This is a genomic window from Micromonospora sp. LOL_013 (genome assembly GCF_048060315.1).
Lineage (GTDB): Bacteria > Actinomycetota > Actinomycetes > Mycobacteriales > Micromonosporaceae > Micromonospora_E.
This window is the reverse complement of sequence record NZ_JBHMIQ010000052.1, coordinates 1-24,934: the sequence shown is the minus strand read 5'-3', so window position 1 is coordinate 24,934 and position 24,934 is coordinate 1. Positions and strand designations below refer to the sequence as shown.

At 71.1% G+C, this 24,934-nt stretch carries 18 protein-coding genes, 1 pseudogene and 1 CRISPR repeat array; of the genes and pseudogenes, 10 read left to right on the top strand and 9 right to left on the bottom strand.

What is annotated here, in order from left to right; all coding sequences use genetic code 11:
• Positions 1 to 44: 44 nt before the first annotated feature.
• Positions 45 to 787 (bottom strand): annotated as a pseudogene (locus ACFHWS_RS26210) (response regulator).
• The gene (locus tag ACFHWS_RS26205; RefSeq protein WP_416556860.1) at positions 784 to 1,110 is read right to left on the bottom strand and encodes a sensor histidine kinase; all 327 of its coding nucleotides are present in this window, start codon (positions 1,108 to 1,110) and stop codon (positions 784 to 786) included. The pseudogene ACFHWS_RS26210 and the gene ACFHWS_RS26205 overlap by 4 nt, the downstream one beginning before the upstream one ends.
• An 81-nt stretch (positions 1,111 to 1,191) precedes the next feature.
• On the opposite strand from ACFHWS_RS26205, the gene ACFHWS_RS26200 reads away from it, so the two are divergent.
• Both ACFHWS_RS26200 and ACFHWS_RS26195 read left to right on the top strand, forming a co-directional pair.
• A complete protein-coding gene (locus ACFHWS_RS26200) occupies positions 1,192 to 1,935 on the top strand; it encodes a hypothetical protein (protein WP_416569328.1) in 744 nt (247 codons plus the stop codon).
• A 331-nt stretch (positions 1,936 to 2,266) separates the two neighbouring features.
• Positions 2,267 to 3,574, top strand: coding sequence for a cytochrome P450 (locus ACFHWS_RS26195; RefSeq protein ID WP_416569327.1), 1,308 nt, complete (start codon positions 2,267 to 2,269; stop codon positions 3,572 to 3,574).
• 318 nt (positions 3,575 to 3,892) lie between these two features.
• Here ACFHWS_RS26195 and ACFHWS_RS26190 read toward each other — a convergent pair whose 3' ends face one another.
• On the bottom strand, positions 3,893 to 4,984 hold the full coding sequence (locus tag ACFHWS_RS26190) for a PHB depolymerase family esterase (RefSeq protein WP_416569337.1): 1,092 nt from the start codon (positions 4,982 to 4,984) through the stop codon (positions 3,893 to 3,895).
• Positions 4,985 to 5,412: 428 nt separating this feature from the next.
• On the opposite strand from ACFHWS_RS26190, the gene ACFHWS_RS26185 reads away from it, so the two are divergent.
• From ACFHWS_RS26185 to ACFHWS_RS26175, 3 genes are all read left to right on the top strand, one after another.
• Complete coding sequence (locus ACFHWS_RS26185) at positions 5,413 to 6,534, top strand: effector-associated domain 2-containing protein (RefSeq protein WP_416556857.1); 1,122 nt, start codon at positions 5,413 to 5,415, stop codon at positions 6,532 to 6,534.
• Between the two features lie 70 nt (positions 6,535 to 6,604).
• Positions 6,605 to 6,868, top strand: coding sequence for a hypothetical protein (locus ACFHWS_RS26180; RefSeq protein WP_416569326.1), 264 nt, complete (start codon positions 6,605 to 6,607; stop codon positions 6,866 to 6,868).
• Positions 6,865 to 8,766, top strand: a complete 1,902-nt coding sequence (locus tag ACFHWS_RS26175) for an aKG-HExxH-type peptide beta-hydroxylase (protein WP_416569325.1) — start codon at positions 6,865 to 6,867, stop codon at positions 8,764 to 8,766. Before ACFHWS_RS26180 ends, ACFHWS_RS26175 begins: the two co-directional genes overlap by 4 nt.
• 46 nt (positions 8,767 to 8,812) lie before the next feature.
• Here ACFHWS_RS26175 and fxsT read toward each other — a convergent pair whose 3' ends face one another.
• Genes fxsT through ACFHWS_RS26160 form a run of 3 tightly spaced genes read right to left on the bottom strand, consistent with a single transcriptional unit; the run spans position 8,813 to position 14,888 of the window.
• Entirely contained in the window at positions 8,813 to 12,742 is a 3,930-nt protein-coding gene (gene fxsT / locus ACFHWS_RS26170; RefSeq protein WP_416569324.1) for an FxSxx-COOH system tetratricopeptide repeat protein, read from the bottom strand.
• A gap of 55 nt (positions 12,743 to 12,797) precedes the next feature.
• Complete coding sequence (locus ACFHWS_RS26165) at positions 12,798 to 14,408, bottom strand: effector-associated domain 2-containing protein (RefSeq protein WP_416569323.1); 1,611 nt, start codon at positions 14,406 to 14,408, stop codon at positions 12,798 to 12,800.
• Between the two features lie 42 nt (positions 14,409 to 14,450).
• Entirely contained in the window at positions 14,451 to 14,888 is a 438-nt protein-coding gene (locus tag ACFHWS_RS26160; RefSeq protein ID WP_416556852.1) for a hypothetical protein, read from the bottom strand.
• A 124-nt stretch (positions 14,889 to 15,012) separates the two neighbouring features.
• On the opposite strand from ACFHWS_RS26160, the gene ACFHWS_RS26155 reads away from it, so the two are divergent.
• The 5 genes from ACFHWS_RS26155 to ACFHWS_RS26135 all read left to right on the top strand — a co-directional run bounded on the left by ACFHWS_RS26155 (position 15,013) and on the right by ACFHWS_RS26135 (position 18,999).
• Entirely contained in the window at positions 15,013 to 15,513 is a 501-nt protein-coding gene (locus ACFHWS_RS26155) for a hypothetical protein (protein ID WP_416569322.1), read from the top strand.
• Positions 15,514 to 15,898: 385 nt separating this feature from the next.
• Positions 15,899 to 16,318, top strand: coding sequence for a hypothetical protein (locus ACFHWS_RS26150; protein ID WP_416569321.1), 420 nt, complete (start codon positions 15,899 to 15,901; stop codon positions 16,316 to 16,318).
• Between the two features lie 75 nt (positions 16,319 to 16,393).
• A complete protein-coding gene (locus ACFHWS_RS26145; protein WP_416569320.1) occupies positions 16,394 to 17,038 on the top strand; it encodes a hypothetical protein in 645 nt (214 codons plus the stop codon).
• A 40-nt stretch (positions 17,039 to 17,078) separates the two neighbouring features.
• Positions 17,079 to 18,116 carry a sigma-70 family RNA polymerase sigma factor gene (locus ACFHWS_RS26140; protein ID WP_416569319.1) on the top strand — a complete coding sequence of 346 codons (1,038 nt, stop codon included), beginning with the start codon at positions 17,079 to 17,081 and terminating at the stop codon, positions 18,114 to 18,116.
• A gap of 25 nt (positions 18,117 to 18,141) precedes the next feature.
• Positions 18,142 to 18,999 carry a YybH family protein gene (locus tag ACFHWS_RS26135; protein WP_416569336.1) on the top strand — a complete coding sequence of 286 codons (858 nt, stop codon included), beginning with the start codon at positions 18,142 to 18,144 and terminating at the stop codon, positions 18,997 to 18,999.
• Positions 19,000 to 19,006: 7 nt separating this feature from the next.
• Here ACFHWS_RS26135 and ACFHWS_RS26130 read toward each other — a convergent pair whose 3' ends face one another.
• Genes ACFHWS_RS26130 through ACFHWS_RS26120 form a run of 3 tightly spaced genes read right to left on the bottom strand, consistent with a single transcriptional unit; the run spans position 19,007 to position 22,772 of the window.
• A complete protein-coding gene (locus ACFHWS_RS26130) occupies positions 19,007 to 21,463 on the bottom strand; it encodes an FtsX-like permease family protein (RefSeq protein ID WP_416569318.1) in 2,457 nt (818 codons plus the stop codon).
• Positions 21,460 to 22,182: an ABC transporter ATP-binding protein gene (locus ACFHWS_RS26125; protein WP_416569317.1), complete on the bottom strand. Its 723-nt coding sequence runs from the start codon at positions 22,180 to 22,182 to the stop codon at positions 21,460 to 21,462. Before ACFHWS_RS26125 ends, ACFHWS_RS26130 begins: the two co-directional genes overlap by 4 nt.
• Positions 22,179 to 22,772 carry a PadR family transcriptional regulator gene (locus ACFHWS_RS26120; protein WP_416569316.1) on the bottom strand — a complete coding sequence of 198 codons (594 nt, stop codon included), beginning with the start codon at positions 22,770 to 22,772 and terminating at the stop codon, positions 22,179 to 22,181. The genes ACFHWS_RS26125 and ACFHWS_RS26120 overlap by 4 nt, the downstream gene beginning before the upstream one ends.
• 238 nt (positions 22,773 to 23,010) lie before the next feature.
• A CRISPR array of direct repeats spans positions 23,011 to 24,749; the repeat unit is 37 nt; unit sequence GTTGCGATCCTCACCGGGTCCGGAGACCCGGTGCAGC.
• Between the last annotated feature and the right edge of the window lie 185 nt (positions 24,750 to 24,934).

Here is a 24,934-nt window from a genome sequence, read left to right as displayed (position 1 = left end):
GAATCCATCCGGCCCTTCTCGTCATACCAGCGGAATCGTCAGGCTCAAGGACTCGTCAGAAGCCGCCGACCTTCCTCGGGGCCGCAGTTATCGTCCATGATGGGCACAGGTCGCGAATGGACCAGGCCGCTCTCGTACGCCGCGATCACCAGCTGTGCCCGGTCCCGGGCGGCCAGCTTGGCCAGCAGGTTGCCGATGTGAGTCTTGACGGTCTTCACCGAAATGGTCAGTACCTGCGCGATGTCGTCATTGGACGACCCCTCGGCGACCTGGACCAGCACCTGTTTTTCCCGGTCGGTGAGCCGTCGAGGGTGGGCGTCCGACGCCCGGCGCGCCGGTCGGCACGGTCCACGTAGTGCTTCAGAATCCGGGCCAGGACGCTGGGAGCGAACGACGACTCCCCCGCGTGGATCCGCCGGACGGCGTCGAGCAGCCGGTCCGGGTGGGTGTCCTTGAGCAGGGATCCGCTCGCGCCGGCACGCAACGCTCCGTACACGTACTCGTCGAGCTCGAACATGGTGAGCACCACCACCCGCACGACGCGCAGCGTGCCGTCGCCGGTGATCGCGCGAGTGGCGGCGATGCCGTCCCCGCCGGGCATCCGGACGTCCATCAGGACGACGTCCGGGCGCAGCTGCCGTGTGAGGGTCACCGCGTCCGCGCCGGTGGCGGCCGCACCGACCACCACCAGGTCGTCGACGCTGTCGATCACGATGGCGAGGCTGTGCCGCAGCAACGGTTGATCGTCGGCGACCAGGACCCGCACCGGCCGGCGCGCCGGCGTCACCCCGCCGCCCCAGGCTCGGGTAGCCGCGCCACCAGGTGGAACCCGGAACCGACCGGACCGGCGTGCAGCGACCCGCCGAGGGCGTCCGCCCGCTCGCGTAGCCCGGTCAGCCCGTGGCCGGCACCGGGCTGCGGGCACCACCCGGCAACGGGTCCGCCGTCACGGACGCTGGCGACCACCGCGTCCCCGTCGCGGTGCACCCTGACCCGGACGTCGGTCGGCCCGGCGTGCCGGGCGGTCTTGCCGAGTCCTTCCCGGACCACCGCACACACCGCCAGCTGCACCCCGGGCGAGACTGTGCCCAGCTCTGCCAGGTCGAGCACGGCGGGCAGCCCACCATCCCGGGCCGCGTCGACGATCCCCGGCAGGTCGCCCAGCGACGGGGTACTCCATCGGCGCGACGTGTGACCGGCGGTTTCGGCGACGTCGTCGCGGCCGAGCTGGTCAAGCTGCGGACGCTGCCGGGTGTCGTCGCCACGGTCGGCGGGACGGCCGGCACGGCGGTCGCCGTCGTCGCCACCACGGTCGCCACGGCCCAGTCGACCGGCGAGGGCGGGCCGGCGGATGTCGACGCCGTGGCCCTGATCTGCCGGGCGGTTCCCATCCTGCAGGCGGGCCCGATCATCATCGGGGTCCTCGGCGGCGCGGCCGAGTACGCCGGCGGCCTGCTGCGGACCGCCCTGGTCGCCTGCCCGGATCGGCGGGCAGTGCTCGCCGGTCGGGCGGCGGCGCACCTGTTTGTCGCCGCGCTCACCGCCACGGCGGTGCTGGGCGCCGGCCTGACGACCGGTTGGATCGCCGGTGCCGGGCGGCCGGTCGGGTGGGCTGCTGTGCAGACGTCGGTCGGCGCGGCCGGCTATCTGGTCCTGGTCGGGCTGCTCGGCCACGCCGTCGCGGTCGCGCTGCGCGGAGTCCTACCAGGGTTGGCCGTGACGCTCGGGCTGGTGTTCGTGGTCTGCCCGGTGCTGGCCGGGTTCACCGGCGTCGCCGGTGTCCTGCCGGAGCGGGCCGGTCGGCTGCTGGCCGGAGTATCGGACGCTGCTGCGGTCGCCGTGCCGGAACTGGTGACCGGGCTGATCGTCCTGCTCGGCTGGATCGAGGTCGTTGGCACGGTGGCGGCGACGGTCTCCCTTCGACGCGACGTCTGAGGCCGCACCGAACCTGACCACGCCTGGCCTCGCCGACGACGGTTCCGGCATCCCGCCGGCACCATCCGAGCAGGCGCAACAAGCTGTTCCGCTGCGACGGCGTTGTGTGCGGCATCCTCAGGTGACACGATCAGGAAGAGCATTCACCTAATCCGATCGAGGAGGTGGACATGCGGATGTTGCGGCACCTGGCAGCCCGACTGGTGGGCAGGAGACGGATCAGCGGCCGGTACGAGTGGTGGTACTACCACCAGGCGTAGACAGCCCGTCGGACACCGGGAAGAAGGCAGGACCTCGGTAGCGGGGTCCTGCACTCGGTTAGGAGTCGCAGATGGCACCGTTGAAGCAGGGCGACCGGCCACCGGGGCCGCGCGGGCACTGGCTCACCGGCAACACCCCGGCCTACGAGGCCGACCGGATCGGCTTCATCGAGCGCAATCACCGCGAGTACGGCGACGTGTTCACCTTCGACGACCGCACCGTGTTCGTGATCGACCCGGAGCTGGCCCACGACGTGCTCACCCGGCCGGGCAACGCGTTCCTGCCCGAACTGGCCCCGTTCGACGCCCGGCCCGATCTCGACCGGGCCGCCGAGCGGGCCGAGGCCTGGATGCCGGCCCGGCGGGCCGCGTGGGCCGGTCTCGACCGGCAGGCCAGCACCGCCTTCGACGGGCGTACCGTCGAGATCCTCGACGCGGCCCTCGACGCGGCCGCCGGCCGGGAAACCGACGTGCTGGCGATGATGCGACGGTACGCCGCCGCGACGATCGCCGATTATTGCTTTGGCGTGGACGCCACAGGGTTCCCGGAGCTGCTCGCCGAGGGCGTCGCCGCCACCGCGCCGTTCGAGACCGCGAAGTACGGGTTCGCGGCCTGGCTGCCGGTGCGCCGCAACCGTCGGTTCTTCCGCGCGCACCGCGCGTTCACCGACGCCCTGCTGTCGGTGGTGCGACGCCGTCGGGCCGGCACGTCCAGCAAGGCCGGCACGTCCACACCGGACCTGCTGGACGTGCTGCTGGCCGCCCGGCCGGCCATGCCGGACCGGGCGGTCGTGTCGACGCTGCGCCCGGTCCTGCTCGGCGGACACGGCGTGCCGGCCGCCGCGCTGACCTCGCTGGTCTGGGAACTCGCCGGCCGACCGGAGCTTGTCGCCGCGCTGCGGGCGGAGGCGGGCGGGCCGGCCGGGTCCGGCGACCCGCCGCCGGCGGCCCGGCTACCGCTGGCCGAGGCCGTGGTCAACGAGGCGCTGCGGCTGTATCCGCCGGCGTGGCTGATGACGCGGACCGCCCGTACGACCACCGGGTTGGGTCCGTGGACGCTGCGACCCGGCGACGAGGTGCTGATCGGCGCCTACCTGATCCACCGGGATCCACGGTGGTGGCAGCGGCCCGACGAGTTCGACCCCGGCCGGTGGGCCGCCGGTCGGCCGGCACCGGGGGCGGCGTTCCTGCCCTTCGGCGCCGGGCCCCGGGTCTGCATCGGTACGGCGTTGACCATGCGCCAGCTCACCCTCACCGTCTCCCGGCTGGCCCAGCGCGGTTCGGTGGAGTCGTCGAACGCCGCCGCCATCCGGCTGCGGTTCGCCGGCCGGCTCGCACCGGCCGGCCTGCTGGCCCGTTTTGTCGACGGAAAGTCGTGATCACATTCCGTTGCATAAAGGCAACCGGTGTGCAATGGTCATAAGAATCACTCACCTCGATCGAGCGAGGAGGTAGCCATGCGGACACTGCGCCACCTGGCCGCCCGACTGGCCGGCAGGAAGCGGGTCAGCGGCCGGTACATGTACTGGCCCTACCACTACGAGTAGACCGAACCCGCCGGACGTCGAGGTCGACGTCGACGACTACTGCGGGACAGAGTCCCCGGGCATCACCGTTCGGTGGTGCCCGGGGACTCTCCCTGTCCGCCGGTCCGGACCGGTGTTCCAGCCTGTCCGGACCGGCGTTGGAGCCGCTGGTCAGCTGACCGTGCAGGCGGCACCGTTGAGGGTGAACGAGCTCGGCGCCCCGGCGTTGCCGGTGTGGGTGGCCTGGAAGCCGATGTCCACCGAGCCGTTGACCGGGATACTGGCGTCGTAGGACATGTTGCGGGCCGTCACCTGCCCCGAACTCGGTGAGTAGCTGGCGTTCCAGCCCCCGGTGATGGTCTGCCCACCGGGCAGGGTGAAGAACAGCGACCAGCCGTTGACGGCGCTGGAACCGGTGTTGGTGATCCGGAAGTTCCCGGTCAGCCCGTTGTTCCAGGCGGTGATGGTGGCCGCGACCCGGCAGGCACCGGCGGGTGGCGGAGCCGTCGTCGGTGGCGGTGCGGTCGTCGGCGGTGGGGTCGAGGTCAACCCGAAGAACTCGATGGCAACGGCGGCCATGCCGCCGCTCGGCAGGCTGTGGCCGGCGCCCTGGATGCTGTACGCCTCGACCTGGACGATGCCGGAGCTGTCAGCGAACTGGCGGCGGTCACCCCACTGCTGCGGTGTTCGGTTCATGTTGCCGCCGGTGCACTGACTGCTCCACGGCGGATAGTCCGCCGCGTTGGCGAAACAGTTGTACGGAACTCCCATGAAGGCCGACCCGGCCTTGAACACGTCCGGGTAGACGGCCAGCATGTGATTGGTCATCATGCCGCCGGACGAACTGCCGGTGGCGTACACCCGGTTGGGGTCGCCACCGTACTGCTGCTGGGCGTACTGGACCATCGACATGATCGACACCGGGTCGCTGCCGCCGCCCCGCCGCTTCGCCGCCTCGGACCAGACGTCGAAGCAGTTGCCGAAGCCGGCCTGCTGGGTGGCGGTCGGGTAGATCACGATGAAGCCGTACCGGTCGGACAGTGAGGCGAACTCACTGCCGGAGTAGAAGCCGGGCCCGGATCCGCCGCAGCCGTGCATCGCCACGACGATCGCCGGGTTCGCCGGACGGCCGTCCGGCACGTAGACGTGCATCTGCATCCCGCCCGGGTTGTTACCGAAGTTGGTCACCTGGACCAACGACGCCGCGTACGCCGGCCGGAGCGCCGGGACGACCAGGCCGGCGGCGACCAGCGACATCGCCATGCCGAGCAGCAGTTTCGTCTGACTCTCATGCACCTGACTCCTTCCTGTCGTGCGCTGTCCCCTGTCGTGTGCCGGCCGACGGGACGTCCGGCCCTGCCCCGCCCGGCCTTCGCACGGCAACGTGTGGCACTTGGTGTTCCCGCCGGACAGACAAGTGAATCGATACAGCTCGATCGCAATTTCGGGTCGTTGCCAGGAACCCGCTTCGCCGGTGACGCGGCCCCCGACGACGTGCGGGCCCACACCACCGGCGATCTGTTGGCAGGAGTCCAGCCAGCCGGCCCCGGCCCCGGCTACAACCCGGGCCCCGGTTTCAGCCCTGCCCCAGGCCTAGGAACGGACCTCGGCCTGGGCCTCGGAGCCGGAGCCGGAGCCGGAGCCGGTGACCAGACGACGCAAGCCGGGTCGGCGACCCGTACCGTCGGACGGTGACCACGACCGGGCCGCAGCGCCCCGACGTCCGCGTGGTCGCCGTCGGCGTCGGCGCCTACCAGGCCGGCGACGGCTGGACCCTGACCGGGCCGGTCGACGACGCCGTCCGGATCGCACGGTTCTTCGTCGCCCACGGCGTACCCACCGGGAACGTGGAGCTGCTCACCGACCCGGCACCCCCGGCCGACGACCTGCCGGCTGGGGTACGGCGGCGACCCGCCGACCGCGCCACCGTCCGCCAACTGCTGCTGCGCGAGCTGCCTGCCAGCTCCGCGCGGGAACTGTACGTCTACTGGGGCGGCCACGGCTTCGTCGACCCGCGTCGGCGACGCCGGCTGTACTACGCCGACGCCACCGACGCCGACGCCGTCAACCTCGACCTGGACTCGCTGCTGGCGACGTACGCCTCGGACCTCGTCGCGGCGCTGCACCGGCAGCTGTGGCTGGTCGATGTCTGCCAGACGCACGGCCCGGCCCGGCCGCGCCGGATCGACGGGCACGAGACCTTCCCGATCGGCGACCCGGTCGCCGGACGCAGCCAGGACGTGCTGTTCGCCGCCGCCGCCGGCCAACCCGCCGCCAACCTGGACCGGCAGCGGACCGGCCTGTTCAGCCGGGAGCTGCTGCGGTTGATGGACGCCGACGGCCTCACGGCGCTGGCCGACCCGCAACGGCTCGCGGAGCGGCTGCGGGCCCGGTTCACCACGCTACGGGCCGACGGTCTGACCGGGCAGACCCCCACCTACCTGTGGTACCGCGACGCGTCCGGCGACGAAGGTCTGCTGCTGGCGGCGGACCCGGGCGGGTCGCGCAAGCCCGTCGAGAGGTTGGTGCGGCCGTCAACGGCGGCGATCGGCGCGGTGGTGGACGCGCTGTTGGAGATTCCGGAGTTCCGCCGGCCGAACGACCGCGAGGAAATTCTGTCTCTGCTGCCCCCGTCGGTGTACGCCTCGATCCGGCGCAACCCAGCGACCCGGATCGACGCCGTCAGCATCGTCCGAGGCTGCCTGCACCACGCCACCGGACTGTCCGAACTCGTCGCCGCCGTACGCTTCTTCACCAGCGACGACGCTGCCGTCGACCACCTCGCCGAGACGGTCCGGCGGCTCGCCGGGTAGCTACCGCCGGTCGACGCCGGCGCTGTGACGCATGCGCCCCGGCGCTTCCGTTGCCGTGCGGGGATAAGCGATGATGAGGACATCGACCGTCACCTTTCGTGAAGGGCTACCGCTGATGGACAGCACCCCGGCCGGTATCGAGTCCGAGATGCTCGATCTGTCGACGGTGGACGTGGCGACGCTGCGCGGCGTCGACGACTCCGACATGACCGCCGCGATGGTCCGGGTACGGCAGCGGATCGCCGACGCCGAGGGCAGCATCAGCGGCTACAGCGGATCGTTCGCCGGTCGGGCCACCGGAGCCGACCCCCTGGCGGAAGACCGGATCGGTTGACGGGCCGGGCGGCGGCACCCACCCACGCAATCGCCGTCGACGACTTCCGGCAACTGGCCAGCACCGGCGGCGACGAACGGACCGCAGCAGCCCTGCGCGGCTCCGAACGTAGCTGGCGGCTGACCGCGCTGCGCGCACTGGTGGACGCCGTCGCGCGCCGCACCGACGCCGCCGGCCCGCTGTCCGGTGTCGACACCGCGTGGCAACTGCTGGTCCGTGCCGACCGCGCCGACCCGGACGCCACCGAGGAGGTCGTCGCCCAACCGCAGGTCGGCATCTGGGTGGCGCACACCCTGCGCCGGCTCACCTCGGCAGGGTCCGGCGACCCGCCGCTCTGGGTCGACGTCGGCTACCTGCACTCGCTGGCCGCCGCCGCTGCGGTCCGCGCCGGGCTCAGCTTCGACCTCGTGGTCCCGGCCCGCCACGGCCACCTCGCGCTGCCCACCGTCGCCGCCGTGGAACTCCCCCCGCGGATCGAGCGGGTACAGGTGGTCGCAGCCGCCGGCACGGTCACGGTCACCGCGGGCGGCACCGACCCGGTCGGCCCCGGCGACCCCCGCTGGCATCCGCCGGTCCGGCTGGTCGCCACCGCTGGCGGGATCGACCTGCGGGTGGAACTGCTCGATCGGGACGTCTACCGGGACCTGCGCGGACCGGCAGCGCCGGCACCGCTGAGCACCGACCAGGTGCGCCGCTGGCAGGCCCAGCTCCAGCAGGCCTGGGAGCTGCTGGTACGGCAGCAGCCGCAGCGCGCCCGGACGGTCGCGGCGATCCTGCGGACCGTCGCGCCGTTGCCGGCCCGGGAACGGTTCCGCCAACTGTCCGCCTCCGGCGCGGAAGCCTTCGGCACCATTCTGCTGTCCGAACCGGACGACGCCACCCAGCTGGCGATGACGCTGGTACACGAGATCCAGCACCACAAACTGGGCGCGCTGGCCCATCTGCTGACCCTGGTGAACGACGATCCCGACCGGCGGTTCTACGCACCATGGCGCGACGACCCGCGCCCTGTCGCCGGGCTGCTGCAGGGGGTGTACGCGTTCGCCGGGATCACCGACTTCTGGCGGGTGCACCGGCGGCACGCCCCGGCCGGGCAGGTCGCGTTGGCCAACTTCGAGTTCGCGCTCTGGCGTCGCCAGACCCGGCACGCGGTGCGGTCACTGCTCGACTCGGGCCGGCTGACCGGGCACGGCACCCGGTTCGTCGAAATCCTGCACGACACGGTCGCCACGTTCGAGACCGAGCAGGTACCGGCCGGCCCGCAACGGTTGGCCGACCGGATGGCCGTCGACCACCGGGCGCTGTGGCGGGCGCACAACCTGCGGCTCGACGCCGCCGCACGGACCGAGCTGGCCGCCGCCTGGGCCGGCCGACGGCCGTTGCCGGCCTGCCTGGCGGACGCCCGGGACGGCCGGCCGGCCACGCTGACCCGCCCCGACCGGGCCTGGTTCGACGCCCGCGCGGTGCTGACCCGCCACCGGCTGACCGACCCGGCCGGCTTCGACCGACTGACCGCCGCCACGGACACCGTAACCGGCCTGGTCACCGGCGCGACCGCCGCCGACGTCGCACTGGTCGGCGGCGACGCCGACCGGGCCCGCGCCGGCTACCTGCGGCAGCTGGCAGCCGATCTGGCGGCCGGGACAACGGCGGCGCACAGCTGGATCGGGCTGGGACTGACCTGGCCGGACGGGTCGACGCATCCGGCGGCGCGGGCCCTGCTGCACCGGCCGGAACTGGTGATGGAGACGCTGCGGCATGCCGCCCGCCGGGGCGCCCCGGTCGACGTACCCGATCCGGTCGAGCTGGCGGCCTGGGTCGGTGCCGGACTGCCCGCCGACGCGCACCGGCCGGCGGATCCGGCCGGCTGGCTGCTTCTGAACCGGACCCGCCGCTGAATCCGGGTCCGGCCGTACAGTTCCGGAGCGAACCCGCCGGGGCAGGTCACAGCGGCAGCGGATCGATATCGCAGTTGGCCCGCACCCCGGCCGCCGCTGCCGCCGTCGCCGGATGCAGCTCGCCGAACGTCGACCGGAACCGGTCGACGATGTCGTCGAACAGCAGACTCGCCTGGGAGTCCTGGCCGAGCCCGCGCAGATCCATCGCGAGGTTGAACCCGCAGGCCAACGTGATCGGATGGCCGGGACCGAGCTGCTCCGTACAGCTGTCGAACGTCTCCGCGTCGAGCGCCCGCGCCGCCTCGTACTCACCAAGTTCGTACAAGGCGCTGGCCAGGTTGACCCGGGCGGCGAACACCAGGGCGTGGCTGCCCCCGAGCCGCTGAGTGAGCCGGCGCAGGCCCTCATCGGCCACCTCGCGGGCCTGCTCGTGCTCACCGAGCAGGCGCAACGTCACCGCCAGGTCGACCTGCGCCCCCGCGGTGTGCGGGTGGTCCTCGCCGTAGAGCGCCCGCAGACCCTGCACGGCGGCCTCACCGGCCTGCCGCGCAGCCCGCAGGTCGCCGGTGACCCGCAGGTCGATCGAGACGGTCAGGTTGGCCAGCACACTGTCCGGGTGGTCGTCGCCGTAGCGGATGCGGAACCGCCGCAGCGCATCGGTGGACAGGTCCAGCGCCTCATGGTGCTGGCCGGCCTTACGCCGGAAGCCGGCCAGCTGGTGACTCTGCCGGACCAGGTCCGGATGGTCGTCGTACTTGAGCACCCGGCGGGCGTCGGCGACCAGGTTCTCCTGGCTGGCGTGTGCCGTCACGTAGTCACCCAGCTCACGCCGGTCCAGGTTGATACCGCCGAGGGTGTTCAGGCTGACCGGGTGGTCGGTGCCGTAGATGTGCACCAACTGTTCGTAGGTCTGCTCGTCGAGCTGCAGCGCCCGACCGAACAGCCCGGACAGCCGCATGCTGACCGCGAGGTTGTGCGCGGCCCGCAGCGTGAACGGCTCCTCGTCACCGAAGTTGCGCTTGGACTGCTCGTAGACGGTGATCGACCGCTCCAACGCCCCGTCGAAGTCACCGGCGACGCGATGGTCGGCGGCGACCGCACCGAGCGCGTCGAGCGTCTCCTCCTCGGTGTCGCCGACCGTCTGCCGGTACAGCTGCAACGTCCGGGCGTTCAACTTCGCGGCGGCGGCGTAGTCGCCGACGACGAAATACATGAACCCGAGCCAGGTCGCCATCCGCAGACTGTCCGGGTCGGTGTCGTCACCCCGGTCGATCCACGACCGGTACGCCCGCTGGGCGAGGTCGCGGGCACCGATGTGGTCGCCCCAACGCCACAGGTACTTCGCCTCGTTGAGCACCATGTCCCGGACCAGCTCGTTACGGCAGGTCTCCGCGCCGGACGCGACGATGTGCGGATACAGCTCGGCGTAGCGGGGCCAGTGGTCGGCGTCGTCCGGCTCGTCCGGGTCGTTGCCGGCGAGCAGCAGGTGGGCGCTGTGCCGCAGGTCCTTGCGGTCCTGCTCGCTCATCTGGTGGATCAGCACCCGCTGGACCAGCCGGTGCATCTGCAACGAGTTGGTCCGGTGGTCGATGCGGGCCAACGACAACCGGCCGATGGTCCGAATCGCCTGCTTGAGCCGGATCGGGCTGCGCACCAGCGGATCCAGGTCGGGGTGGATCTGCAACCGGGGCTTGGACAGCAGCGACCGATTGATCGGCTCGGACGCGAAGAACGCGCAGACCTGCAGCAGACGCAGCGCCGACGGGTCCCGCTCCCGCAGCCCGTTGAGGGAGATGTGCCAGGCGGCAGCGACCAGCGGCGGGTAGTCCTGCTCCACCTCGGTCACGTCGTCGACGTCGGGTTGGCTGTCGCGCAGCAGCTGCAGGTACTCGTCGGCGGTCATCGTCGTCTCCGCGCGCCAGGCCGCTGCCTGCTCGATGGCCAGCGGCAGGTCACCCAGCGCGGCGGCGAGCCGCTCCGCGTCGCTGACCAGAAGGTCCGGGCCACGGCGGCGGAGCAGCTCGATGCTCTCCTGCCGGTCGAACACGTCGACCGGCAGGCCGCTGGCGATCTGGCCCCACCGGGGGTCGCGCGAGGTGACCACGATGCTGCCCGGCCCACCCCGGGGGAAGAACCGTTCCACGTCGTCGGGGTCCTCGGCGTTGTCGAACACCAGCAGCCAGTTGGCGTACGGGCGGCCGATGCGCAGCGCGTCGAGCACCGCCGGCACGGCGGTGTTCGCTGTCGTCGGCACCTGCAGGTCGAGCCGGCTGGCGAGCTCGGCGAGTGCGGACTGGATCTGCGCCGGACGCTCGGCGGAGATCCACCAGATCAGGTCGAAGTCCTGCTGGTGCTGGTAGACGTACTCGACGACCAGTTGGGACTTGCCGACACCGCCGGCACCGTGCACCGCCTCGGGCAGCACCGCGGTGGTGCCGGCGCGCAGCCGCTGGTGCAGCGTGTCGAGCAGCGCCCGCCGGCCGGTGAAGTTGGCGTTGCGCGGCGGCAGGTTGCCGACGACGGCCGGCTGCTGGTCGCGTCGCTGGGTGCGCAGGACAGCGGTGGTCGGCGGGATGACACTGCCGGTCGGAGACACCGCACTCCCTTCTGGGTCGGGTCCGGGGTGGGGCGTCTGCTGCCGGGCGCCGAACGGGAAGGACGCTCCCGGCGACGCCATTATGTCAGACATCGTCGGCTCCATACCTGTATGACTCGCTTGCGAATTCGTCGCCGGATAGCGGGATCTGCGGGCCCGGACCGGCGAACCCAACGCCCAACCAAGCCGTTCGGCGGCGACCAGGTTCGGGCCGCCCAACGACAGGTGCACCGCCAACTCGACCCGCAGAAACGGCTCGGAGGCCGGGGTCACCCGGGGGTACGTGGCCTCGCGGGGGCTGCGGACCCGACGGGTCAAGTTCCGCACCGCCTCGATGTCCCGGCCGAGCTCACTCTCCACGGTGTACTGGACCTCGATGATGCGGTCCCGGTAGCTCGACGCCAGCAGTTGGTCACGAACCCCGTGGCGGAACTCGTACCGCAGCCGGGTGTCATCGCCGGACGTACCACCGCCGTGCCGCACCGGCCGCAACAGGTCGCTAGTCAACACCTCGGTCAGGTGCGTCGGGCCGAGCCGACCGGCGGTGCGCTGCACCGCCCGGATGATCCGCGAGGTCAGCGGAGCGGCGGAGAGCCGGGTCGCCAACGCGAACGCCCGGGGCGACGCCTTGGCCCGGAACCGGGCGACCAGCTCGGTCGCCCTCAGCCCCGACTGTGCCAGGCGCGGTACGCGCACCGCTCCCGGGACCCGGTCCGACAAATTCACCAGCAGCGCCGGCATCCGCACCGTACCGGCCGTCGGCCCGGCCAGCAGCCGCCCCCACCGCGACAGCCAGTCACCGCCGCGCTGGATCACCGGCACCGCGGTCCGCTCCGGCCCGCCGGGCTCCGCCGCCGACCACGGGTCCGGCACGCTGGTCCGCCATGGACGCTCGGCGGTCGGTAGCCGGGCGCTGGCCGGGGTCCACAGCACTTCGGCGGTATCCATTCCCCGGTCGTACCAGTGCTGCTGCGGCAGCACGTTGACCACGGCCAACGCCGCCAACGCCGCCCAGCCGACCAGCACCGGGAAGATCAGCCCGGTGGTCCAGGCCGGCGACCGGCCGTGCGTCACCAGGAAGACCACCGGCGGCCCGCCGTCACCCGACGGCACCGTCAGCGGGGCGTGCGGGGCGTCACGCCAGCGCACCGCGCCGTCGGCGACCACCACGGACCGGACCGACACCGAGGCGAAGCACTCCTGCTCGCGCAGCATCGCCAGGAAGTCGGCGAACTCGTCGGACCAGAACTCCATCACCGGATCGTCGTCGATGACGACGAGGACCTCACGACGACCGGCGATCTCCAACTGCCGGGCCGGCTCGGGCAGGGTCGGACGGACCGCAAAGGCCGACCCACGCGACGACAACGAATCCATCATGGAGCACCACCGGGGCGGATGGTGCCGCCGACCGTCCCCCGGTGACCGTCTCCGCTCATTCGCGGACCTCTCCCAAGTCGTCGCCGGCTGAGCCAGGCTGTCCGGGCTGCCGCAGCGGATCGTCCCACAAGATCACAAAGCCGTGCCCGACGTGCCGGCCCGAAGCAGACGGATCCTCACCCCAGGCCGACTTCCTCAACTTTGCGACATGCATGGGCAGCTGCGCCATCCCCCCGGCGAACCCATTCGCCGACTCGACCATCGATCGCAGCACCCGGCACAGCTCAACGGCCAACACCGGATCACGGTGCCAGACGATGGCTGGGACACCGGACCGTACGCCGACAAGCAGTTGCCGCTCGGCCGCGCTGTCCGGCAACGGCGAATCGCTCAACACCAGAACGACCGCCGCCTCGTCACCCGTCAGCAACGCCTCCAGTTGGGCGTCGACCTGATCAGGCGCGGCGCAGAATATCCGAGAAGACCCGCCGTCCGCAGCAACGCCACGCCAGCGCACCCGCCACCGCCGATGCCACTCGGGGGAACGCAGCCGCTCCAACGAGCGGATCACCAGTGGATACTCCACCACCAACGGGCTCGGCACCGGCGACCGAAGTTCCTTGCGCCAGGTGTCGACCGGCTCGTTGAGCAACTGCCACGGCAGGACTATCTCAATCGTCACCGGCCCCGCCTGGTGCGCCCAGCGCCGCTCCGTCTCCGACAGCACCTCGTCGACCGCAGCCTCCAGGTCGCCGTAGCGCACTCGGCGATGCTCACCCCGCACCGGTGCCCAGGTCGGCGACGCCCACTGATACCAGTGGGACATGATGAACGTGTCGTCGTCACCGCCGTACTTCTCGAACTGGATGACCAGGTAAGCCGTCGCGGGGCCGACGGCACCGTCCGCCACGGCGGCGGCGGTGGCGGCGGTGGCGGCGGTGGCGGCGGTGGCGACCGCCGCGACGGGCGACCGGCCGAAGCGGGTCCCACCCACCCCGACGAGGGCGTCCTCCGGCACGTCCCACTCATCGGCCAGGGCCCGAATCAGCTGGCGCAGCCGCTGCCGCGCCTCGGCCGGCACGCTGTCCTCGAGCCGACCGAGCAGCCGCAACCAGTGCGGCACCCCGCCAAACCCCGTTCCGTCGCCCGCCACACCGACACTCGACGGCGCCACCGCCAGATGGGCGAACAGATGCCACAGCGAGGTGCAGTGCTCCGGCGGCGGCTCCTGCCGGCACTCGACCACGAACCGACGCCACCGCGCCGTCACCCGCAACTCGGACAGGTCACCCCGCAGCCAACCCAGATCGTGATCGGCGAACTGCTCGAACACCTGCCACTCGTCGGACAGCTGGAGCAGCGTCAGGGTCCGCGCGCCGGCCGGCTCCAGTAGCTCGAGACACTCGGCGAGCAGCCGCAGCCCGCCGGTACGGTCGATGCAGGCCGTCACCAGGTCCACCAACTGCGGCCGTAACACCGCCAGGTCACGCAGCCGCAGCGGCCCGCCGAACGCCTCCTCGACCAGCCGCAGCAGCACCTGGCGGCTGCTCGGATCCCGGACCACGTCCGACTCCTCGAGCAGACCGGCTACCTCGGCGATGATCCGGCGACGCTCCGCCCCCTGCGGGGACGGCACCCGCCGCTCGACGTCACTTGGGTCCAACATCGGGCCGGCCGTTCCGCCTGCACCGGGCCGACCCGCCCCGGATCAATCGAGCCGTCCCGGCCCGAACGGGTCCAATGTCTCCAGCGCACGGACCACGTCGTCCGCGTCACCGGCCAGTTCCGCCCGCCGCCGCTGACCGTCCTGCTCAAACACGGCGATCACCCGCAGCGGGCCGGAGCGGCTGCGCAGCATCGACTGGATCGCGTACCAGCCGGCCGACGACGCGATGCCGACCGCGATCTGCAGCAACGTGTCGGCAACCGGGCCCCGGGTGGACAGGAACTCGGACTCCGCCGCCGGATGCCAGGTACGCGCGGTGACTCCCTGCGCGGTCAACTGGTCAACCAACTGGGTCGTGTGCGCCGGGTAGACCGGTGTGCCGTGGTCGAACCCCTGCGGCAGAAACACCACGTCGGTGCCGGCCACCGGCCCCGGACCGGCATCCGCGGGCACGGTGACGACGGATTCCTCGGAGAGCATATGTCGATGGTATGTGGACCACGCGAACCAGCCGACCCCGGACCGATCCAGTGGAGCGGCACTGCTACAACAGATCGCATAAACATGACCGTCACTGTTTGCAACGATCGGGCGGAGGGCCGCGATGCCCGACCCGACCGAGCCAGACTGGCGGCCGGACTACACCGGCGACAACAGCCTCGGTGATGTCGGTGCCGGTCGACGCCTCGGAGCGCACCTGTACTACCTGTACCGGGCCGGCCGGAACGAGCTTCCGGAGATTGCCTCTGTCTACGCCAGGCTGACGAGGCGGATGCACGGCATCGTCGATGGGTTGGAGACGCAGTTCGATCGGCCGGGGCTCGGAATGCATCCGGCGCACCTGCGGCTGATGGAGTTGCGGGACGAGGCGCACGACGTGTTCCGTCAGACCTGCCTGCGCATGCAGGAGGTCGGTGCGGCGCTCGTGGACATCGCCGACTCGTACGCCGCCACCGACAAGCTGGCCGCTGACGGATTCTCCCGGCTGCTGGACGACAACGCCGAGGAGTACGGCACCTCGCCGCCGCACATCCCTGAACTACCCGGGGTGCACGATCCCCCGCCGAGCAGACCGAGTCATGACGAACGCGTCGGTGGCATTTAGATGATCGAGCCCTGCTCCGACACACACTCGCGATCGTGAGGGAATTTCATGAGCGAGCCTTCGATCACCTACAACCCGCGGGAGTTCTACCGCAAGCTCCCGGAAATCCAGGGCTACTTCGCCGAACTCCGCTACATCGACACCGCGATGGCCTTCCTTGAGGTAGAGAAAGCCAGCTGGTGGCATCAGACACCGGTCGGCCCCGGCACGCACTACATCGAAGTCCGTCTCGGTGCCACGTTTCCCTTCACGAAGATTTACCACGTACCGGCGGACTACGTACGCCTGCCATGGCACGACAGCCGCAAGGAGGAGGTCGAGGAACATCTTCGGACGTTGGCCAGTGAGGCTGCGACGTGGGCGGCCACCGTAACTTGCCCAGAGCATGGCGGAGCTGGCACGGCAGGAATCGCTACGCAACATTCTGATCCTCGCCGGCGGTGCAGCGACGGTATTCGGCGGGATCCTCGGTGGCGCGACGGCGACCGTCGGTGGCCTGTGGGTGGCGAGTTCGGGCGTTGTCGCGGGTGGCGTGAGCATCGCCGCGACCACCATCCCGGACGGCGGCTGGGCGGCGCTGAATCTGCAGGGCAGCACCGCCGCTGACCTGCTCGCCTCAGTCTCGGACGCGATCGGGCAAATCGTCGAGAACGACAGCGATCAGCACGCAGCCCTGCGGGAAGTGACCCAGGAAGCGCTCGACCGCGTCGACTCGCTCCGAAGCGGCGACGAGGATGACAGGCTCATCCCGGTCGAGCCCAACATCGTGTCCGGCGTCGACGGCAACGATTTCTACCTACCCTGACGGCATTCGACACGACGACCCTGGAGGACTGCCATGCGTCTACGTACCGGTCGGCTCCGGCGCGGCATCGTCGCGGTGGCGCTCGTGGTCGTCGCTGCCGGGTGCGGTGCCGGCGGCCCGACACCACCGCCCGACTCGAATCCGCGGTACGGGCAGATCCCTGAAGACCTGTGCTCCCGGCTGCAGTTCGAGGCGGTGTTCGAGGGGATCGCTCTGGACCTCGCCCCCTCCCATGAGGACGGCTCGGACTATCGCACGGAGCGCACCTACTGGCGGGAGCGATGCGACTTCGGCGCCATCGCACCCGACGAACGCTTCGCCACCGCACTCGGCGAATTCCAGCCGTCCGGCGCGGTACAGGTCCGCGTCTACCACGACGTGGCGGGTGCGGTGCAGGCCTACGATCAGGACGTCGCGAACTACATCGACCTACCGGAGGAGACCGGGCCGAATCCTGCCACCGCCGAACTGACCGGTTGGTGGGGCGACAGCGGCAAAACGCTCCAGACGGCACTGGTGCTGGATCCCGATGACTTCACCCTCGGTGACATCGCCGCCTCGCAGCTCGACGTCACCCACCTCGTCCGCCACGAAAACCTGGTGCTGATGGTGTACACAGGCGCGGTGGCCCCCACCGGGGAAACCACAGAGGCGGTCACGCTCCTGCACGACCTGGCGGACGCGCTGATCGACGAAACAGCCAGCCATCTCGACCCCTGAGCACGAACATCGGGTACAGCCGACGCGTACCGTTTCGCAGATGAGCGAGGCAGGAAACCGGGTGAGCAGCCCGGATCAGACGAGTGGGACCGACGTACCGCAGCTTTTGACCGCGGCACGCGCCGGCGACGGCACCGCCTTCGGCCACCTCGTCGGCCCGCTCCGCGACGAACTACACGCCTACTGCTACCGGATGCTCGGCTCGGTGCACGACGCCGACGACACGGTCCAGGACACCTTCGACCGGGCGTGGCGCAGCCTGGACCGGTTCGAGGACCGGGACGGGTCGATCCGGCCCTGGCTGTACAAGATTGCCACGAACCGGGCTCTGACCATTATCGAGCGTCGCGGCCGGCGGGAACTCCCCACCGACCTGAGCACGCAGGGGGCACCCCTGGCCGAGACGGTGTGGCTGGGTCCGTACCCGGACCAGCCGGCCGGACCGACGGCGTCGCGCAGCCCGGAAGCGCAGATCATCGCCCAGGAAAGCGTCGAGCTGGCGTTCGTCGCGGCCCTGCAACACCTGTCGGCCACGCAGCGGGCGGTCCTGCTGCTCCGCGACGTACTCGCCTACCCCGCCAGCGACGTCGCCGACCTGCTGGACACGACCGTCCCCGCCGTCAACAGCGCACTGCAACGCGCCCGCAGAGCCGTCGCCCAACTGCGACCGGCCGCCAGCCAGCAGCGGACCCTGGCCGCGCTCGGCGACGCCGCACAGCGCGAGCTCGCCCGACGGTACGCGGCCGCCTGGCAGGCGAACGACGTCGACACCATCGTGGCGATGCTGACCGAGGACGCACGCTACTCGATGCCGCCGATGACCACCTGGTACGACGGACGCGACGCGATCCGGCCCTTCCTGGTCGACGTGGTGCTGCGGCACCGCTGGCGGTTCCTGCCGACCCGGGCCAACGGGCAACTCGCCTTCGGCACGTACCTGTGGAACGACGACCGGGACGCGTACGTCCCCGCCGGCCTGGACGTGCTCACGCTACGCGGACAGCAGGTCGCCGAGGTGGTCTCGTTTCTCGACGCCGACTTCCCGACCTTCGGCCTGCCGGCCCAGCTGACCGGCTGACCGATCGGCCACCACCGAAGAACAGATCCGTACGCTGATCGGACGTTGGACGGCGGCGGTCCAGCGCCGCGACCTTGCCGCCGTCCTGGCCGACCACGCCGACGACATCGTGATGTTCGACGTCCCACCACCGCAGCAGGGGGTACGCGGCATCGACGCCTACCGGGAGAGCTGGCCGCCCTTCTTCCAGTGGCTGGCCAGCGGAGGTGGGGTGTTCGAGATCGAATCGCTGGAGGTCACCGCAGGCGACGACGTCGCTTTCGCGTACGCGCTGCTGCGCTGCGGCACCCAGGCGAGCCTCGCCGAGCAGCCGGACGTCCGGCTGCGACTGACCCTCGGCCTGCGCAGGCAGAACGGCCGGTGGATCGTCGCCCACGAGCACCATTCCTTCCCACTGGCCGACACCACCCCGCAGCGCTCGGCCCAGGACGCGGCCCCGGATCAGGGCGCGGCCCAAGCCGAACAGGACCTACGCCAGCTGCACCAGGACTGGTTCGACGCCACCACGGCGAGGGACCTCGACCGGCTGACGGCCCCGATCGCCGACGACGTCGTCTCCTACGAGCACGAGCAACCTCTGCGGTACGTCGGCATCGACGCCGTACGCGAGGTGTGCCGGGCCGGTCTCGACGCAGCTGGCGACGGCACCGTCACCTGGACCGTCCCGGACCTGACGGTCATGGTCGACGGCGACCTCGCGGTCACCTGGGGGCTCAACCGCGTCCGGTTGGAGCCGGCCGAAGCGACGCCCTTCGACAGCTGGTCGCGCGGGACCCGCGTCTTCCGACGCCGCGACGGCGCGTGGCGGATGGTCCACCAGCACCTTTCGTACCCCTACGACCCGTCGACCGGCGCCGCCCGCACCGACCTGCACGGCGTGTGACGACTCATCAACCAGCCCTAAAGGACGGCTCGCCGAGGACGAGGCGACCTGCCATAATCACGGCAAGCAGAGGCGGCCCGAGCACGATGGCCGACAGCGCCAGCCACGGTACGTGCCAATGAAGCTCGGTGCTGAAACTGACGTAAGCCGCCGCCGGACCGATCCCGGAAAGCAGGCCGAGCGCGGTGCCGACCCCGACGATAAGCCACGCTTGAGCTGTCGTGATGCGTCGGCGGACGCGGGGAGCGGCGCCGACCGCAGCCATGGTCGCCAGGTCCGGCCGCAGCTCCACCGACGCCAGTCCGACCGCCACGGTGCTAGCCACGACGGTGACCAGGACACTCACCGTCGCCAAGAGGTAGAACATCACGCCCACCTCACGCGACGACTGGTCGTCCGCCGGCACGGCGTCGACGGTGACCGGCGACGCCGGCGGTTCGGCGGCGGTGAGCTGCGCCGCGAGCAGGATCGAGTTCGCCGCAGCCAGCTCCTGCTCATCCGGCATCCGCGTCGTGTCCACCACAACGAGCCGGACCCTGGTGTCCAGGCCGATCCGCTGCGCGGTCTCCGGCGCGATCACCAGGCCGGGAAGCCTCGCGTAGTACTCCGACCGGCTGGCAACGACGGCTGGCAACAGCGTGAGCCCTTGGCCGTCCGACGACAGCGCGACACGGTCATCGGGCGTCACCAGTGTGTCGTTGAACGCGACCGCGTCACCTCGGTCGAGCGCCTCCCGCTCGGGCCGGGTGGCGGGCCGGCCGGTCACCAACTGGACGACCTCCGCCCCGCCGACGGCCACGTCCCGCTGCTCGGCGGCGACGGACACCGTCGCGGTCGGGCCGGCCGGCAGATCGTGGTGGGCAACGTTGGCCTGCAGGTCCGTAGCGGTGATCACCGTGACCGTGGCACGGCTCGGCAGGGCACCGGCGACCCGTCGCAGACCGTCCGGCCCCAGCTTCTCCGCCGCGTCCACTGGGACCAGCACCTGGCCGGGACGGGCGTCGAGTCGGCTCGGGGTCACCTCGCCGCGAGCCGCGCCCGCCAGGGCAAGTGCGACGCTGCCGGCGACCGCGGCGGTCACCGCGGCAACGGCCGCAGCCGTACGGAGCCGATGCCGGGCAGCATGGCGCAACGCCAGCCGTGACGGCATGGGAAGCAGACCAGCGACTCGGCCGCTCATCCGCACCAGCGTCGGCGTGCCGGCGACCACGCCGAGCAACAGCGCGACGCCGCCAGCGGCAAGCACCTGCGGCCGCCCTTGTGGGTTGCCGGAGACCAGCAACGCCACAATCCCCACGACAAGGAGCGCCAGCCCAGCCACCGCGCCGAGGCCATCGACCTTCGACGTGTCCCGCTGGCCGCCGAGGGCGCCACGGACCGAGCCTTGCCGGACGGCGCGGGCCGGCAGCAGCGTGGCCAGCATCGCGATGCACAGCGTGACGCCGACGACGCCCAGCAGCCGACCGGCCGGAAGCGACACGTCGATCAGCGGATGGTTGGCGACCTGTTCGATCAGCGGGGCAGCAGCGGCGAACGTCGCCAGCCCCAGGAGCACCGCTGCGAACGCGGCCACGACACCGAGCAGCAGCCCGCCAGCGACGACGATCCAGGTGACCTGCCGGGGCGTCGCACCAGCGGCGGAGACCAGAGCCAGCTCCCGACGCTGACGCGCCGCCCCGACCAGGAACGCCGCCCCGACGAGCAGCACGACCTGCGCGCCCGCGAACGTCACCACGAGCAACGCCGCCGCAGCCTCGAGCCGGCGTTCCCCGGCGGTCGGGGCCATCCGCTCCCTGGACAGCACCGAGAGGTTGCCGGACCCGGCGTCCATTCGTGGCGGCATCCATTCGTCGCCGTCGGGCAGCCGCACCATCAGCTTTCCGGGCGCCGACGAGAGCGGAAACCCGTGCGGGACGAGCAGCCCCGACGTACGCAGCGACCGGCTCCAGTCGACGACGCCGACGACGGTGAGCTCCCGCTGCGGCATCCCAGCGGTGACCGAGCTACCCAGCCGCAGCCCTAGATCCGCCGCCAGCCGCCGGGTCACAGCCACCTCGGCGGAGCCGTCCGGTGCCCGCCCGGACCGCACCACGTACCGGCCGTCGTTGGCCGGATGCGCCGGATCCGTCGCTTCGTACTCCTGTGCCCGCAGCCCGGCCGGGGTCCGCAGCACCGTACTGGCCTGGATCAACCCGGTGGTGTCGCTGCCGGGCGGCAGGGTGGCTTCGACCGCCGCGAGGTCACCCGACCCGACGATCAGATCCGCACCGCCCAGCGTAAAGGTGATCTCCTGCGCCGACGTGCCGCCAAGGTTGCTCCAGCTCGCGGTCAGGATCGTGCCGGCGTACGCGGGGATGAACAGCATCAGCAGCACGAGTACGCTGCGCCCCCGGTGACGCAGCGCCGAACGACGGGCGAGGCGCAGCGCCACCCGCGACGGGCCGACCAGAGCGGCGCCGATCATGACGACTCACCAAGCAGTCGCCGAGGATCGTCGCGATCCGGCGTCGCGTCGACGAGACGCCCGTCGCGGACGAAGATGGTCCGGTCCGCCCAACCGGCGTACCTCGCCTCGTGGGTGACCAGCACGCCCGCCGCACCGGCGTCGATCCGCGCCCGCAGCACCTTCAGCACGGCGATGCTGGTCTGCGAGTCCAGAGCACCGGTCGGCTCGTCCGCCAGCACCAGCCGCCGCCCGCCGACCAACGCCCGGGCGATCGCCACCCGCTGCTGCTGCCCGCCGGAAAGCTGATCAGGGAAACGGTCGGCTTCAGCGGCCAGGCCGACCTCGTCCAGCGCGGCGACCGCCGCCGACCGCGCCGACCGCACACCGGCACCGGCCAGCTCCAGCGGCAGGGCGACGTTCTCAGCCGCAGTCAGGTCGGTCACCAGGTTGTAGTCCTGGAACACGTAGCCGATCCGGTCCCGCCGCAGATGCGCAACCGCAGTCGGGTCGAGACCGCCGAGCTGCACCCCTTCGACCTCGACCGAGCCGGCGGTGGGCGTGTCGAGACCACCCGCGACGGCGAGAAGCGTCGACTTGCCGGACCCGGACGGCCCCATCACCGCGACCAGCTCACCCGGCCTGACCGACAGGCTGACACCCGCCAACGCTCGTACGGACACCTCACCGGCCTGGTACACCCGCTCCACGTCGGTGAGTCGCAGCACCGGGCCGCTCATCGCTGCGCCCGCTCGGGCATCGGCTGCTCGGTCGCGACCAGGCGCGGCCCGGTCGGGGGCCGGTCGTGCCGGCGGCGCAGGGTCGTCGCCTCGGCGTGGTCGAGCCACCGGATCTCGCTCTCCAGGCCGAAGATCAGGTGGTCCAGCAGCAGCGTCCAGGTGAGATCGTCATCTGCGTCGGCCCGCTGGCGCAGATCGGTGTAGTCACGCATCTGGCGCATCGACTCGGTTCGCTGCTTCTGCACCACGAGTGCGATGTCGACGTGCGGGTCGACCGCCGCCATCGCCAGCTTGATGGCCAGTTCACTGCGCGGGCGGTCGGTTTCGGTGATCGGAGTGACGTACCAGCTCTCCAGAGCTCGCCGACCCTGCTCGGTGATCGCGAACATGTCCCGGCCGTCCTCGTTGGTCCCAACCGGAGCGACATCGCCGTCCCGGGCGAGACGGTCCAGCGTGGTGTAGATCTGTCCAACGTTCACCGCCCAGCTGCCGCCGGTGCGGGCGTCGAACTCGGTCCTGAGCTGGTAGCCGTACTTGGGGCCGTCGGCGAAGAGAGCCAGTAGCCCCCACCGCACCGCAGTTCGCTGCATGCGGACACCCTACCAAGTAAGTAGTTACCCAGTAAGCACTCCCCCTAGATGCGGCGGTACACGCCTCGTGTCTCCACCCGGTACGGTGACGTGTCATGCATGCGCTGAAGCCCTGGCATCTGGCCGTACTGCTGCTCACCGGTCTACTGTGCGCCGGCGGTACCACAGCAGTCATCGCCGCTCTTCTCGTGGCCGCCAAACGGGGCAAACGCTGACCTGCAAGAGCCTTCCCGCGTACGCTGCGAGCCGCACCGGGTCCGGAGACCCGGTGCAGCGCCCGGCGGCCCGGCGGATGCGGGACCGCAGGGCCGCAGTTGCGATCCTCACCGGGTCCGGAGACCCGGTGCAGCCGCCCCGGCGAGGGCGACGCCGAGGACGACGAGGTAGTTGCGATCCTCACCGGGTCCGGAGACCCGGTGCAGCGGCGGCACCACCGAAGGCGGGATGCTCCAACCCGTGTTGCGATCCTCACCGGGTCCGGAGACCCGGTGCAGCTGCATCATCTGCGGAGACCTCGCCGCCTCCGCCCTGGTTGCGATCCTCACCGGGTCCGGAGACCCGGTGCAGCCGCCCCGGCGAGGGCGACGCCGAGGACGACGAGGTAGTTGCGATCCTCACCGGGTCCGGAGACCCGGTGCAGCGGCGGCACCACCGAAGGCGGGATGCTCCAACCCGTGTTGCGATCCTCACCGGGTCCGGAGACCCGGTGCAGCTGCATCATCTGCGGAGACCTCGCCGCCTCCGCCCTGGTTGCGATCCTCACCGGGTCCGGAGACCCGGTGCAGCCCGCCGAGCTACGAGCCGTCCTGTCTCGGCTCACCCACGTTGCGATCCTCACCGGGTCCGGAGACCCGGTGCAGCCGTCTACTGCAAGATCGAGTTGGAGCGTACTGGCGGGTTGCGATCCTCACCGGGTCCGGAGACCCGGTGCAGCCCGCGCATGTTGGCAAGCTGCGCGGGAGTGGTCTGGTTGCGATCCTCACCGGGTCCGGAGACCCGGTGCAGCGCGGCCTCAACCAGGCTCGTCGGGGTTTGGGCGTTGTTGCGATCCTCACCGGGTCCGGAGACCCGGTGCAGCTGTTTAAGGTGATCGGGCGCAAGCCGATTCGTTGCCAGTTGCGATCCTCACCGGGTCCGGAGACCCGGTGCAGCACCAGCCGGTCATCGCCTCGTACCCCGACGACGACGGGTTGCGATCCTCACCGGGTCCGGAGACCCGGTGCAGCCTGCGCCGTCGACGACCGGGCGGCGATCGCACAGGCGTTGCGATCCTCACCGGGTCCGGAGACCCGGTGCAGCCAGATCAGGGTCTGTTCGGCGGTGCCGGTGGTGGGGTCGTTGCGATCCTCACCGGGTCCGGAGACCCGGTGCAGCTCCCCAAGGGGACATAGCCTGCTGCGGTGGCGAGCATCGTTGCGATCCTCACCGGGTCCGGAGACCCGGTGCAGCGACACCGGGACCGGGGTGCCACGCAGTGCCCGGGCGACGTTGCGATCCTCACCGGGTCCGGAGACCCGGTGCAGCTACGCGCGGTGAATGGTCATTGCCTCGCTCCGTTGATCGCGTTGCGATCCTCACCGGGTCCGGAGACCCGGTGCAGCTGATCCGTGGATGGAGTTTGAGTTCTATCTGGCCGAGTTGCGATCCTCACCGGGTCCGGAGACCCGGTGCAGCGCCGTCGGCCCTTGCCGACCACCCGGATGACGTCCTGGTCGTTGCGATCCTCACCGGGTCCGGAGACCCGGTGCAGCCACTCTCTGTGTCGTGACGTGACCCTCGCAGAGTAGTGTTGCGATCCTCACCGGGTCCGGAGACCCGGTGCAGCCAGACCGAGTACGCCGCGGCGGTGCGTGAGCACGGCAAGTTGCGATCCTCACCGGGTCCGGAGACCCGGTGCAGCTGTGGTAGGTGCCCCGGTAGGGCTGCCAGCCGACCCCGGGGTTGCGATCCTCACCGGGTCCGGAGACCCGGTGCAGCGGCTCGCGAGCTGTGAAAATAGAAGACAATCGCTTGACTTCCGGCCAGCCACGAGGCCGATACGGGATTTTTGCCCGATATTCTGGTTCGGAACCTCCCGGGGTTTGGTGCCCACCGGAGGTTCCTAGTGCCGTGTCAGGGAACGTTTGCCTCGTGACGCGCCGTGCGGGTGCTGGTCCGGGCGG